General features: G+C 68.7%; 11 protein-coding genes. 5 read left to right on the top strand and 6 right to left on the bottom strand.

Annotated elements, in window-relative coordinates; translation table 11 throughout:
* Positions 1-54: 54 nt before the first annotated feature.
* From KME77_RS23270 to KME77_RS23260, 3 genes are all read right to left on the bottom strand, one after another.
* Complete coding sequence (locus KME77_RS23270) at positions 55-210, bottom strand: hypothetical protein (RefSeq protein ID WP_219471060.1); 156 nt, start codon at positions 208-210, stop codon at positions 55-57.
* Positions 211-395: 185 nt separating this feature from the next.
* Entirely contained in the window at positions 396-1,265 is an 870-nt protein-coding gene (locus KME77_RS23265) for an ABC transporter ATP-binding protein (RefSeq protein ID WP_219471058.1), read from the bottom strand.
* Entirely contained in the window at positions 1,258-2,190 is a 933-nt protein-coding gene (locus KME77_RS23260) for an ABC transporter permease (RefSeq protein ID WP_219471057.1), read from the bottom strand. The genes KME77_RS23265 and KME77_RS23260 overlap by 8 nt, the downstream gene beginning before the upstream one ends.
* A gap of 483 nt (positions 2,191-2,673) precedes the next feature.
* On the opposite strand from KME77_RS23260, the gene KME77_RS23255 reads away from it, so the two are divergent.
* The 5 genes from KME77_RS23255 to KME77_RS23235 all read left to right on the top strand — a co-directional run bounded on the left by KME77_RS23255 (position 2,674) and on the right by KME77_RS23235 (position 8,369).
* The gene (locus KME77_RS23255; protein ID WP_219471056.1) at positions 2,674-4,314 is read left to right on the top strand and encodes a peptide ABC transporter substrate-binding protein; all 1,641 of its coding nucleotides are present in this window, start codon (positions 2,674-2,676) and stop codon (positions 4,312-4,314) included.
* 125 nt (positions 4,315-4,439) lie between these two features.
* Entirely contained in the window at positions 4,440-5,384 is a 945-nt protein-coding gene (locus tag KME77_RS23250; RefSeq protein WP_219471055.1) for an ABC transporter permease, read from the top strand.
* Positions 5,385-5,433: 49 nt separating this feature from the next.
* Positions 5,434-6,318, top strand: coding sequence for an ABC transporter permease (locus KME77_RS23245; protein ID WP_308250848.1), 885 nt, complete (start codon positions 5,434-5,436; stop codon positions 6,316-6,318).
* 13 nt (positions 6,319-6,331) lie between these two features.
* On the top strand, positions 6,332-7,369 hold the full coding sequence (locus KME77_RS23240) for an ABC transporter ATP-binding protein (protein WP_308250847.1): 1,038 nt from the start codon (positions 6,332-6,334) through the stop codon (positions 7,367-7,369).
* On the top strand, positions 7,353-8,369 hold the full coding sequence (locus tag KME77_RS23235; RefSeq protein WP_219471053.1) for an ABC transporter ATP-binding protein: 1,017 nt from the start codon (positions 7,353-7,355) through the stop codon (positions 8,367-8,369). The genes KME77_RS23240 and KME77_RS23235 overlap by 17 nt, the downstream gene beginning before the upstream one ends.
* 153 nt (positions 8,370-8,522) lie before the next feature.
* Here the strand turns inward: KME77_RS23235 and KME77_RS23230 are convergent, their stop codons facing one another.
* Genes KME77_RS23230 through KME77_RS23220 form a run of 3 tightly spaced genes read right to left on the bottom strand, consistent with a single transcriptional unit; the run spans position 8,523 to position 11,441 of the window.
* Positions 8,523-9,710 (bottom strand): lipid-transfer protein, encoded by a 1,188-nt coding sequence (locus tag KME77_RS23230; RefSeq protein WP_219471052.1) that lies wholly within the window; start codon positions 9,708-9,710, stop codon positions 8,523-8,525.
* Positions 9,707-10,111 carry a Zn-ribbon domain-containing OB-fold protein gene (locus KME77_RS23225; RefSeq protein ID WP_219471051.1) on the bottom strand — a complete coding sequence of 135 codons (405 nt, stop codon included), beginning with the start codon at positions 10,109-10,111 and terminating at the stop codon, positions 9,707-9,709. Before KME77_RS23225 ends, KME77_RS23230 begins: the two co-directional genes overlap by 4 nt.
* Before the next feature lie 31 nt (positions 10,112-10,142).
* Complete coding sequence (locus KME77_RS23220; RefSeq protein ID WP_219471050.1) at positions 10,143-11,441, bottom strand: S8 family serine peptidase; 1,299 nt, start codon at positions 11,439-11,441, stop codon at positions 10,143-10,145.
* Positions 11,442-11,563 lie beyond the last annotated feature (122 nt).

The following is an 11,563-nucleotide window of genomic DNA, read 5'->3' as shown; positions in this document are numbered from 1 at the left end:
CATCTTTTGTTCCGGGTGAGCCTGCTTTCTCGGAATGGGGTGGGGTGGGTGGGGTCACGGCAGCCGTACGCCGGTGCGGCGGGCGATCTGCGCCTGCAACCGGGCCATCTGCCAGTGGAGCTCGATGAGTTGCTCGGCCAGCTCGATCCGGGGGATGTCCGCCACGTCCTCGACGGCCAGGTGGTCGATCGCGGCCGAAAGCTCTACCATCGCGCGCTCCCACTCCATCGGCGTCCTCGTATCGAAACAACGTTCGAATGATATCGGAACACCGGGCACGCTGTCAGTCTTTTGTCGCGTGTGTCGCGCCGCCGCAGGGGCTTTCGGTCGCCGCCGGCGGGCATGGCGAAGGACGCGAAGCGTCCGAGGGGCGCTCGCGGCCGATGCGGGGTGGGTCAGCCCTTGTTGTACGCGGCGAGCACTTCCCCGGGCTCGCCATCCATCTTGATCTTGCCCTTGTGCAGCCAGATGACCCGGTTGCAGGTCTGCTCGATGACCTTGAGGTCGTGGGCGACCAGGAACACCGTGCCGGCCGACTCGCGGATGTGCCGGATCCGCTCCTCGCTCTTGCGGCGGAACTCGCGGTCGCCGGTGGCCAGGGCCTCGTCGATCAGCAGCACGTCGTGGGTCTTGGCGGAGGAGATGGCGAAGCGCAGGCGGGCGCCCATGCCGGAGGAGTAGGTGGACATCGGCAGCTGCACGAACTCATCGATGCCGGAGAAGTCCACGATCTCCTGGTATTTCTCCCTGACCTCGCTCGGGGTCATGCCCATGGCGTAACAGCCGAGCACGATGTTGCGCTCGCCGGTCAGCTCGCGCATGAGGGCCGCGTTGACGCCGAGCAGCGAGGGCTGGCCGTCGGTGTAGACGGCGCCCGCGTGCGGCGGCAGCAGGCCGGCGATGGCGCGCAGCAGCGTGGACTTGCCCGAGCCGTTGCGGCCGACGATGCCGATCGCGTCGCCGTGGTAGGCCACGAAGGTCACGCCCTTGACGGCGTGGACCTCCTTCATCTGCGGGCGGCCCTGGCGCTTGAGCAGGCGCGTGAGGGCGTTGACCGCGTTGCCCTTCTCGTTGTCGCTGGCCGCCCCGTACACCCGGTAGACGATGTGGAGGTCGTCGACGATGACGGTGGGCGTGCCCGTGGGCACGTCCAGGGGGGGACGCTTGCCGGCTGGAGCCGGATCGGGGTGCACCCTGACGTCCTTGTCGGGGACGGCGGGCTCCTGGCCCTTCACCTGTGACAGCTCCTTGGTCAGTTCAGCCACGCCCGTACCTCTCCTCAGCCCGCCAGAAGTACCAGAAGCCGAAGCCGAGTGCGAACACTGCCCAGGATACGCATGACACCAACACCATCAGCGGAGGATTGTGCCCGTTTTCTGGGTGATGGGACTGGATGAGAATGTCGCGCATCCACTCGATGTACGAGGCCGCGGGGTTCAGGTACATCACGTTGGCCACCCACTGGGGCAGTCCGGCGGAGCCGACGACCTTGTCCTGGATCGAGAAGAAGACGCCCGACGCGTACAGCCAGGTGCGGGTGATGAACGGCAGCAACTGGTTGAGATCGCGCATGGACGAGCCCAGCCGGGCGATGACGAGCCCGGCGCCGACGTTGAACATCGTCTGCAGCAGCAGCACGATCGGGATCATCAGCCAGAACCAGTTGGGCGGTTCCTTGGTGATCACCACGAGCGAGAGCAGCACGCCCATGGAGATGGCCAGCTGCTGCAGCTCCTGGATCGTGTACGCCAGCGGCAGCGAGGCCCTGGGGAAGTGGAGCGCCCGGATCAGCGAGAGGTTGCCCGAGATCGACTTGGCGCCCGCGGTGACGGTCCGTTGGGTGTAGGTGAAGATGAACATCCCGGTCAGCAGGAAGGCCGGGTAGTTCGTGATGTTCTTGTTGCCGCCGAGGATGATGCCGAACATCAGGAAGTAGATGGCGGCGTTGAGCAGCGGCGTCAGGACCTGCCAGAGCTGGCCCAGCGCCGAGTTGGAATACTTCGAGACGTTGCGCGAGGTCGCGTACGTCAGGATGAAGTGTCGGCGCTCCAACAGCTGGCGCACGTAGACAGGAAACCTCGGCCGCGCGATGGCACGGCGAAGCCCGTATCTCTCGGCGAGCTTGGCCAGCGGCTCTCCGCTTCGGCCGCCCGCCTGGGCGTCCGCGACTGCGGATTCCGGCTGGCTCATGGCAAGGACTCTATTGGATCCGACTCGTTGGAGTGTCTGCCGCGACGCTTCGCGACAGACTGTTGGACGGTGTCCCGAGTTGCCCGGTTCCAAGGATGGTTCCAGGTCACGCCAAGACTCGCTCAACCGTAGCTCAGCGACACGCGGGATGGTGGCCAGGGCGCGAGCACTAGCGCGCTAGAGGTATTTTTCATCAACTGTTCACGTCCGTTCGTGAGTGCTTTTGGGGGCTATGGGGTGTTTGGTGCCCCCTGCACGAAATGACTGTGACGCTGGATAGGCGCACGTGTGACCGAACTGCAACGCGCCAGAGACTCCCTGGTGGCAAGTAGTAAGGGATAGTCGCGATCGACTGGCAGGGCGTCGGCTGGTTTGACCAGGTCAGCCAAACCCGGGGGCTTACAAGGAACCCCCGTCAGGCTGCTCACGATCATCGCAGCTCAGCGCTTACGCCCACCTGTTTGAGGGAGGAATCTTTTTACCATGCGTGTTACTAAGGGCGCACAGATCGTCGCCGGTACCGCGCTGCTCGCCCTCGCGGTTGCCGCGTGTGGCGGCGGTGGAACCACCACGAGCAACCCGACTTCGGGCGGGGGCGGCGACACGCCGGTCCGCATGGAACTGGGCGAGCCGCAGAACCTGCTGGTCCCGTCGAACACCACCGAGTCGGAGGGTTCCGAGGTGCTCGCCTCGGTGTTCGAGCCGCTCGTCAACTACGACGAGAACAAGCAGGTCGTGCTCGCGGCCGCCGAGTCGATCGAAAGCACCGACAACAAGGTGTGGACGATCAAGCTCAAGTCGGGTTACACCTGGCAGGACGGCACGCCGGTCGAGGCGCAGAACTACGTGGACGCGTGGAACTACGCCGCCAACCAGGACAACGCGCAGGGTGCCGGCTACTTCTTCGGCCGCGTCGACGGCTACGCCGACCTCAACCCCGGCGAGGGCAAGCAGGTCGCCACCAAGGAGATGAAGGGCCTGAAGGCCGTCGACAACACGACGCTCCAGGTCACCCTCACGGCTCCGTTCTCCCAGTTCAAGACCATGCTGGGCTACACCGCGTTCTACCCGCTGCCCAAGAGCGCCTTCGGCGCCGACGGCAAGGTGACGCAGGAGTACGGCGAGAAGCCGATCGGCCAGGGCCTGTTCAAGCTGGACAAGCCCTACAAGAAGGGCACCGACCAGACGATCGACCTGTCGGTGTACGACAAGTACCCGGCCAAGAAGCCGACCGGCTGGACCAAGCTCCAGTTCAAGCTCTACAACAGCTCTGAGACGGCCTACAACGACCTTCAGGGCGACAACGTGGACATCCACGACTCGCTGCCCGCCTCGGCGATCTCCAGCGCCAAGACGGCGCTCGGCGACCGCTACCAGGACCAGGCTGACGCCGGCGTCGGGTACATCGGCTTCCCGCTGAAGTACAACGACCAGTACAAGGACGTCAAGATGCGCGAGGCCATCTCGATGGCCATCGACCGGAAGACCATCGCCGAGACGGTCTTCTCCGGCACGCGTTCGCCGGCCGACGACTTCATCAACCCGGCCATCGACGGCTACCGCCAGGGCGCCTGCAAGGCCTGCCAGTACAACCCGACCCAGGCCAAGGAGCAGTACGCCGCGGCCAACGGGCCGAAGACGCTGGAGCTCGGCTACAACGCGGACGGCGGCCACAAGGAGTGGATCGAGGCCGCGGCCAACAACCTGCGCGCCAACCTCGGCGTCGAGGTCACCGTCAAGCCGTTCGAGAAGTTCGCGAACATCCTGGACGACCTGGACGCCAAGAAGTACAAGGGCATGTTCCGCATGGGCTGGGCGATCGACTACCCGTCCGCCGAGAACTACCTGACGCCGATCTTCTCGACCGGCGCCATCACCACCGGCTCCAACTACGCGGGCTACTCCAGCAAGGAGTTCGACGAGACGGTCGCCAAGGGCGACCAGGCGGCGACTCCTGAGGAGGGGCTGAAGCTCTACCAGCAGGCGGACGACATCCTGATCAAGGACCTTCCGTACATCCCTGTTTACTTCTACCGCAACAACTCGGGGTACTCCACCAAGGTCAAGAACGTCAAGATCAACCTGCTCAACCAGGTTGAGTGGGCCGACGTCGAGAAGGCCTGACGCTGTTCGTTGGAGCGGGCGGCGACAGACCGCCCGCTCCTCGAGAGCCCGCCAGAAGGCAGTCACTTGAGCCGTGAAACCGCAGGTTCCGGCGACTGCCTTCTTGGCATGTACGGGAGGCTTCAATGGGCCGTTATGTTGTCCGGCGCCTGATCCAGGCGATACCAGTCCTGCTGGGCGCCACCCTCTTCATCTTCGCCATCGTCTTCGCGCTCCCTGGCGATCCCATCGCGGCGCTGGCCGGCGAGAAGAGGCAAGACCCCAACATCGTCAACATCCTGCGCGAGCAGTACCACCTCAACGATCCGCTGCTGCTGCAGTACTGGTACTACATCAGCGGGATCTTCCTGCGCGGTGACTTCGGCAGGACGTTCGCCGGGGTGCCCGTGTCAGAGCTCATGGCAGGCAAGTTCCAGATCACCCTGAACCTGGCGCTCACCGCGCTCGTCCTGGAGGCCGTCGTCGGCATCCTGCTCGGGCTGTGGGCGGCGCTGCGCCGCGGCAAGGCGATCGACACGATCATCCTCGCCTCGACCCTGCTGCTCATCTCCGTGCCGCCGCTGGTGACCGGCTTCGTGCTGCAGCTGTGGCTGGGCGTGTGGCTCAAGCAGCAGGTGGGGGTCGAGATCTTCCCGATCGCGGGCATCACCGCGGGGTTCAAGGCGTACCTGCTGCCGGGATTCGTCCTGGCCGGATCGTCGATCGCGTACCTGACCCGGCTCACGCGGACGAGCCTGGTGGAGACGCTGAGATCCGACTACATACGAACAGCCACCGCCAAAGGACTGTCGAGACGAAGAGTCATCGGCCGGCACGGGTTGCGGAACGCGCTGATCCCGCTGGTCACCTACCTGGGCGCCGACCTCGGCACGCTCATGGGAGGTGCGGTGATCACCGAGACCATCTTCAACATCCCGGGCATCGGCCTTCAGATCTACCAGGGTGTGTACCTGCGGGAGCAGCCTATCGTCGTGGGTATCGTGACAATCCTTGTGCTGGTCTACATCTTGGCGAACCTGGTCGTCGACCTGCTGTACGCCGTGCTCGATCCGAGGATCCGCTATGAGTAATGACCCACAGGTCGGACCTGTACAGACCGCGACCGCGCCACCTCCTCTCGTGACCAAGCCCAAGCGGCAGGACAGGCCCGCGAGCCTGTGGAGTGACGCGCTCTACGACCTGCGGCGCCGGCCGATGTTCATCGTCTCCGTCGCGCTCATCGCGATCCTGCTGGTCATGTCGCTCTGGCCGTCGCTGTTCGCGTCGATCGACCCGTTCGACCCGAAGACCTGCGAGCTGGCCACGGCGCGGCAGGGACCGAGCGCGGGCCACATCTTCGGCCGCGACAACCTCGGCTGCGACGTGTACGCCAGGACGATCTACGGCGCGCGCAACTCGATCGTCATCGGCATCACCACCATGATCGTCACGGCGGTCATCGGAGGTCTGCTCGGCCTGATCGCGGGCACCCGCGGCGGGGCCGTCGACACGGTGTCGTCCAGGATCACGGAGATCTTCTTCGCGATCCCGTGGATCCTCGGCTCGCTGCTCATCACCGCCACCTTCAGGGACGCCGACCTCGGCATCTGGATCGTGGTCATCGCGCTGGCCGTGCTGTCGTGGCCGATGACGTTCCGCATCATGCGGGCGGCGGTCATCACCGCCAGGAGCCAGGACTTCGTGGTGGCGGCACGGGCGCTGGGCGCAGGACAGGGCCGGATCATGTTCAGGCACCTGCTGCCGAACGCGCTCGCCCCGGTGATCGTCGTCTCGACGATCAACCTCGGCGGGTTCATCGCGGCCGAGGCGGCGCTGTCGTTCCTGGGGGTCGGGGTCCAGTCCCCGAACATCTCCTGGGGCCTGATGATCGCCGACGCGCGCAACCGGTTCCTGGAGGCGCCGCTGCCGCTGTTCTTCCCGGCGCTGTTCCTGAGCATCACGGTGCTCGCGTTCATCATGCTGGGCGACGCGGTGCGCGACGCCCTCGACCCGAAGCTCAGGTAGGAGGGGGGTTCAAGTGAGAAAGGCAACAACGGACACGCTGCCCGCCGAGGGAGGGCTGGGCAACGAACCGCTGCTCGCCGTGGAAGACCTGCACGTGGAGTTCCACACCCGTCCGGGCATCGTCCGCGCGGTCAACGGGGTCAGCTACTCGCTCAACCCCGGTGAGACCCTCGCCGTGCTGGGCGAGTCGGGATCGGGCAAGTCTGTGACCGCGCAGGCGATCATGGGCATCCTGGACATGCCGCCGGCCCGCGTCCCCAAGGGGGAGATCCGCTTCCGCGGCACCGACCTGCTCAAGCTGTCGGACGAGGCGCGCACCCAGGTGCGCGGCCAGCGGATCGCCATGATCTTCCAGGACGCGCTGTCCGCGCTCAACCCGGTGTTCACCGTGGGCTGGCAGATCAGCGAGATGTTCCGGGTGCACCGCGGCATGAACAAGCGTGACAGCGTGAAGAAGGCCATCGAGCTGATGGACAGGGTCCGCATCCCGGCGGCCAGGCAGCGGGTCAACGACTACCCGCACCAGTTCTCCGGGGGCATGCGCCAGCGCATCATGATCGCCATGTCGATCGCGCTGGACCCGGAGGTGCTGATCGCCGACGAGCCGACCACCGCGCTCGACGTGACGGTCCAGGCCCAGATCATGGAGCTGCTCGCCGAACTCCAGCGCGAGAGCAACATGGGCATGATCCTCATCACGCACGACCTCGGTGTCGTCGCCGACGTCGCCGACAAGATCGCGGTCATGTACGGCGGGCGGATCGTCGAGAACGCCCCCGTCCACGACATCTACGCCTCCCCGGCCCACCCCTACACCAAGGGGCTGCTGGAGTCGATCCCCAGGGTCGACCTCAAGGGCCAGGACCTGTACGCGATCAAGGGCCTGCCGCCCAACCTGCTCGACATGCCGACAGGGTGTGCCTTCCACCCGCGCTGCCCGTACCGCCAGGACAACTGCGTGACGGACACCCCCCCGCTCTACGAGATCAGCGGCACGCGCGGCAGCGCCTGCCACTACTGGAGGGAGGTCCTCGATGGCGACCAAGGGTGAGCGCATCCTCGAAGTCCGTGACCTGGTCAAGCACTTCCCCCTGAACCAGGGCATCGTCTTCAAGCGGCAGATCGGCGCGATCAAGGCCGTGGACGGCGTCTCGTTCGACCTCGACAGGGGTGAGACGCTGGGCATCGTGGGCGAGTCCGGCTGCGGCAAGTCCACGCTGGCCAAGGTGCTGATGGCCCTGGAACGGCCGACCTCCGGCTCCGTCATGATCGACGGCAAGGACATCGGCCGGGCCAGGGGCGGCGAGCTCAAGCGGATGCGCCGCAACATCCAGATGGTCATGCAGGACCCGTACACGTCGCTGAACCCCCGCATGACGGTCGGCGACATCATCGGCGAGCCGTACGACATCCACACCGAGGTCGCGCCCAAGGGCGACCGCCGCCGCAAGGTACAGGAGCTGCTGGAGGTCGTGGGACTCAACCCCGACCACATCAACCGCTACCCGCACCAGTTCTCCGGCGGGCAGCGGCAGCGCATCGGCATCGCCCGCGGGCTGGCGCTCCAGCCGGAGATCATCGTCTGCGACGAGCCGGTGTCCGCCCTGGACGTGTCCATCCAGGCGCAGGTCATCAACCTGCTCGAACGGCTGCAGAACGAGTTCGACCTGGCGTACATCTTCATCGCCCACGACCTGTCGGTGGTGCGCCATATCTCCGACCGGGTCGCGGTGATGTACCTGGGCAAGATCGTCGAACTCGGCAAGGACACCGAGATCTACGACAAGCCCGCCCACCCGTACACGCAGGCGCTGCTGTCGGCCGTGCCCGTCCCCGATCCCGAGGGGCGCGAGCAGCGGGAGCGGATCATCCTCCAGGGTGACCCGCCGTCACCGGCCAACCCCCCGTCCGGGTGCCGCTTCCGTACGCGGTGCTGGAAGGCGCAGGAGATCTGCGCCGAGGAGGAGCCGCTGCTGCAGATCCGCGAGGGGACGGCGCACGAGAGCGCCTGCCACTTCGCCGAGACGCACGACGTGGTGCACGTGGGCTGACCGGTTCCACGGGCCGGCTCGGCCGCACCGCGCCGGCCACCTGTCACAGGCCCTTCGCGGGATGACCGCGGAGGGCCTGTGGCGTCGGGGGCGGCTGACGCGTGCGGCGGACCGGGGCGCACTCAGCCGATCGCCACGGTGGGCCGGGCTCGCTCAGCCGATCGCGATCACCGCGGATCCGTGCCCGAACAGGCCCTGGTTGGCGGCCAGGCCGACGCGGGCGCCCTCGACCTGGCGATCCCCCGCCACGCCGCGCAGCTGCCGGGTCAGCTCGCACACCTGGGCGATGGCCTGGGCGGGAATCGCCTCGCCGAAGGAGGCGAGCCCGCCCGACGGGTTCACCGGGACGCGCCCGCCGAGCGCGGTGTCGCCGGCGCGCAGCAGCTTGGCCGCCTCCCCGGGCGGGCAGAGGCCCACGTCCTCGACCCAGTCCAGCTCAAGGGCCGTGGACAGGTCGTACACCTCGGCGAAGGACACCTCCTCGGGCCCGACGCCCGCCTCCTCGTACGCGGCGTGCGCGATGGCCGACCGGAACGGCCGTTCGGGCGGCGGCACGGCGGCGCTGGAGTCGGTGGCGAAGTTCGGCAGCTCCAGGACGGTGTTGGGGAAGGTGGGCGTGACGGTCGAGACGGCGGCTATGCGCACCGGGCTCCGCGCGCCCAGCCGGCGGGCGTACGCGGAGGAGGCCAGGACCAGGGCGGCGCCGCCGTCGGAGGTGGCGCAGATGTCCATGAGCCGCAGCGGGTCGGCGACCATGGGGGAGGCCAGGACCTCCTCGGCGGTGACGGTCCTGCGGTAGCGGGCCATGGGGTTCAGCGATCCGGCTCGCGCGTTCTTGACCTTGACGGCGGCGAAGTCCTCGGCCGTCTCGCCGTACAGGGCCATGCGCCTGCGCGCGTACAGGCCGAAGTAGGCGGGGTTGGTGGCCCCCAGCAGCCGGAACCGCAGCCAGTCGGGATCGTCGGGACGGTCGCCGCCGACCGGCTTGAAGAAGCCCTTGGGCGTGGCGTCCGCGCCGGCCACGAGCGCCACGTCGCACAGCCCGGCCAGGATGCGGGTGCGCGCGATGTCGATCGCCTGGGCGCCCGACGCGCACGCGGCGTAACAGGAGGCGATGCGGGCGCCGGACCAGCCGAGCGCCTGCGCGTACGTGGCTCCGGCGACGAAGCCCGGGTAGCCGTTCCTGATCGTGTCGGCGCCGACGACGAACTGGACGTCGGTCCAGGCGATCCCGGCGTCGCGCAGCGCCTCGCGGGCGGCGGCGACCCCGTACTCGGCGAACGGCCTGCCCTGCTTGCCCCAGGGGTGCATGCCCGCGCCCAGCACCACGACCTCGCTCATGACACCGGCCCCCACATCCACACGAGCGGTCCGTCGGCGAGCGGGCCGTGGGTGAGCTCGACCTCCATGCCCACCTCCAGCTCCTCCGCCGTGAGGCCCTTGACCTGGCCCAGGACGACGATGCCGGCCCCGGACAGCTCCACCGCCGCCAGCGTCACGGGCGTGTACGGGTCCGCCGCCACGAACGGCTCCGGCGGCGGGTAGGAGGCGCTCGTGTACGACCAGACGCGGCCTCTTCTGGGCAGGTCGGTGTCCTCCATGGACTCGCCGTCGCAGTGCGGGTTCGGGCAGAAGCCGCGCCGTGGGGGGAAGCAGACCGTGCCGCAGGTGGCGCACCGGGTGCCGATCAGGCGAGCGCCGTCCTCCCCGATGGCGAACCAGCCGTCGATCGCAAGGGTCATAACCAGGAGTATCACACAAGCGCTTGTTAGGTTACATCCCCCGCCGCCGGTGCCGTACGATCACCCGCGCCGACATCACCGCCGTGAGCAGCACCATCCCGAGCACGACCAGGATCCGCGAGGCCGGCGCGTCGGAGGGCGGGCCGGCGCCGAAGTAGCCCACCGCCCCGGCGGCGGACGCCGCGGGCACGACCGGGTCCGCCAGGCGGTCGGCCTCCCGCAGGGCCAGCAGCGCGTTGGCCACGCCGTGCCCGTAGGCGCGGCTGTAACCGCCGGCGGGCTGCCGCCTGGCGCCCCGCTCGATGGCCGTCCGCACGTGGTACGGCGACAGGCCCGGATGGACGGCCTTGATCAGCGCGGCGATGCCCGCCACCATGGCCGCCGCCGAGCTCGTGCCGTCGCCCACCACGTACGAGTCCGCGCCGTCGGCCGTCACGATGCCCGTGCCTGGGGCGACGACCGACAGGTAGTCCTGCCGGTTGGAGAACGGCGCCACCTCCAGCCGCCTGTCCACCGCGCCCACCGCGATCACGCCGGGGTAGGCGGCGGGGAAGTTCTTCCTGTTCGTGCTCTCGCCGTCGTTGCCGGAGGAGGCCACCAGGACGGCGCCGCGGCTGATGGCGTACTGGACCGCCTCCTCCTCGGCCGCCGAGCCCTCCCAGGAGCCGCTGCCGCCGCCCAGCGACATGCTGATGACGTCGGCGCCGTTGTCGACCGCGTACCGGATGCCCTTGGCCAGGGCGTTCGCGCCGCCGGAACGCTGCTGCTCGCGCAGCGGGTCGCCGTTCTCCAGCGTGACCCTGACGGACAGGACGCGGGCGGCGGGGGCCACCCCGGCCACGCCGCTCCTGCCCAGCGGGCGGCGGGCGGCGTGGCCGCGGCCGGCGATCAGGCTGGCCATCGCGGTGCCGTGGTGGCCCCACATGGACGGCTCCTTCCTGGCGCCGGTCAGGTCGGGGCCGTCGACCACCGCGCCGGCCAGGTCGGGGTGGCGGCCGTCCACACCGGTGTCGAGCACGGCCACCAGCACGCCGTCGCCCTTGCTGCGCAGCCACGCCTCGGGCAGGCGCAGGGTGGACAGCTGCCACTGGCCCGCGCGGGCCGTGGCGCCCACGTCCTGGCCCGCGCGGGCCGTCGCGCCCGCGTCGTCGGAGGCGCTCGGGAGCGCGCCGAGCACCAGCATCCCGGCTACCAGCGGGCCGACGACCAGCGGGCCGGCCAGGCAGGCGGGCAGCAGGCCCACGCCCAGCCTCCCGCGACGGGCGGGCCGGGGACCCGCCGGGGAGGCGGGCGGCGTGGGCGGGAGGCCGGAGCGTGGGGCGCGGGTCATCGGGTCAGGCTCCGGTGCAGGGCCGTGGCGAGCCGGCGGGCGGTGTCGCCCAGGCGCCGGGCGGCGCGGTCCCCCGGCCGGTACGGCCTGCCGTCCGTGTACCCGGCGGCCGTCGCCACGAC

It is taken from the genome of Nonomuraea rhizosphaerae (assembly GCF_019396405.1).
In the GTDB taxonomy this organism is placed as follows: Bacteria; Actinomycetota; Actinomycetes; order Streptosporangiales; family Streptosporangiaceae; genus Nonomuraea; species Nonomuraea rhizosphaerae.
Note: the sequence above shows the minus strand (reverse complement) of the source record. Positions and strands in the feature narration are given on the sequence as shown.

What these genes read in the sequence shown, in the direction of transcription:
- KME77_RS23270 (WP_219471060.1), bottom strand. Translation starts at nt 210, where the DNA reads ATGGTAGAGCTTTCGGCCGCGATCGACCACCTGGCCGTCGAGGACGTG.
- KME77_RS23260 (WP_219471057.1), bottom strand. Translation starts at nt 2,190, where the DNA reads ATGAGCCAGCCGGAATCCGCAGTCGCGGACGCCCAGGCGGGCGGCCGA.
- KME77_RS23255 (WP_219471056.1), top strand. Translation starts at nt 2,674, where the DNA reads ATGCGTGTTACTAAGGGCGCACAGATCGTCGCCGGTACCGCGCTGCTC.
- KME77_RS23250 (WP_219471055.1), top strand. Translation starts at nt 4,440, where the DNA reads ATGGGCCGTTATGTTGTCCGGCGCCTGATCCAGGCGATACCAGTCCTG.
- KME77_RS23235 (WP_219471053.1), top strand. Translation starts at nt 7,353, where the DNA reads ATGGCGACCAAGGGTGAGCGCATCCTCGAAGTCCGTGACCTGGTCAAG.
- KME77_RS23230 (WP_219471052.1), bottom strand. Translation starts at nt 9,710, where the DNA reads ATGAGCGAGGTCGTGGTGCTGGGCGCGGGCATGCACCCCTGGGGCAAG.
- KME77_RS23225 (WP_219471051.1), bottom strand. Translation starts at nt 10,111, where the DNA reads ATGACCCTTGCGATCGACGGCTGGTTCGCCATCGGGGAGGACGGCGCT.
- KME77_RS23220 (WP_219471050.1), bottom strand. Translation starts at nt 11,441, where the DNA reads ATGACCCGCGCCCCACGCTCCGGCCTCCCGCCCACGCCGCCCGCCTCC.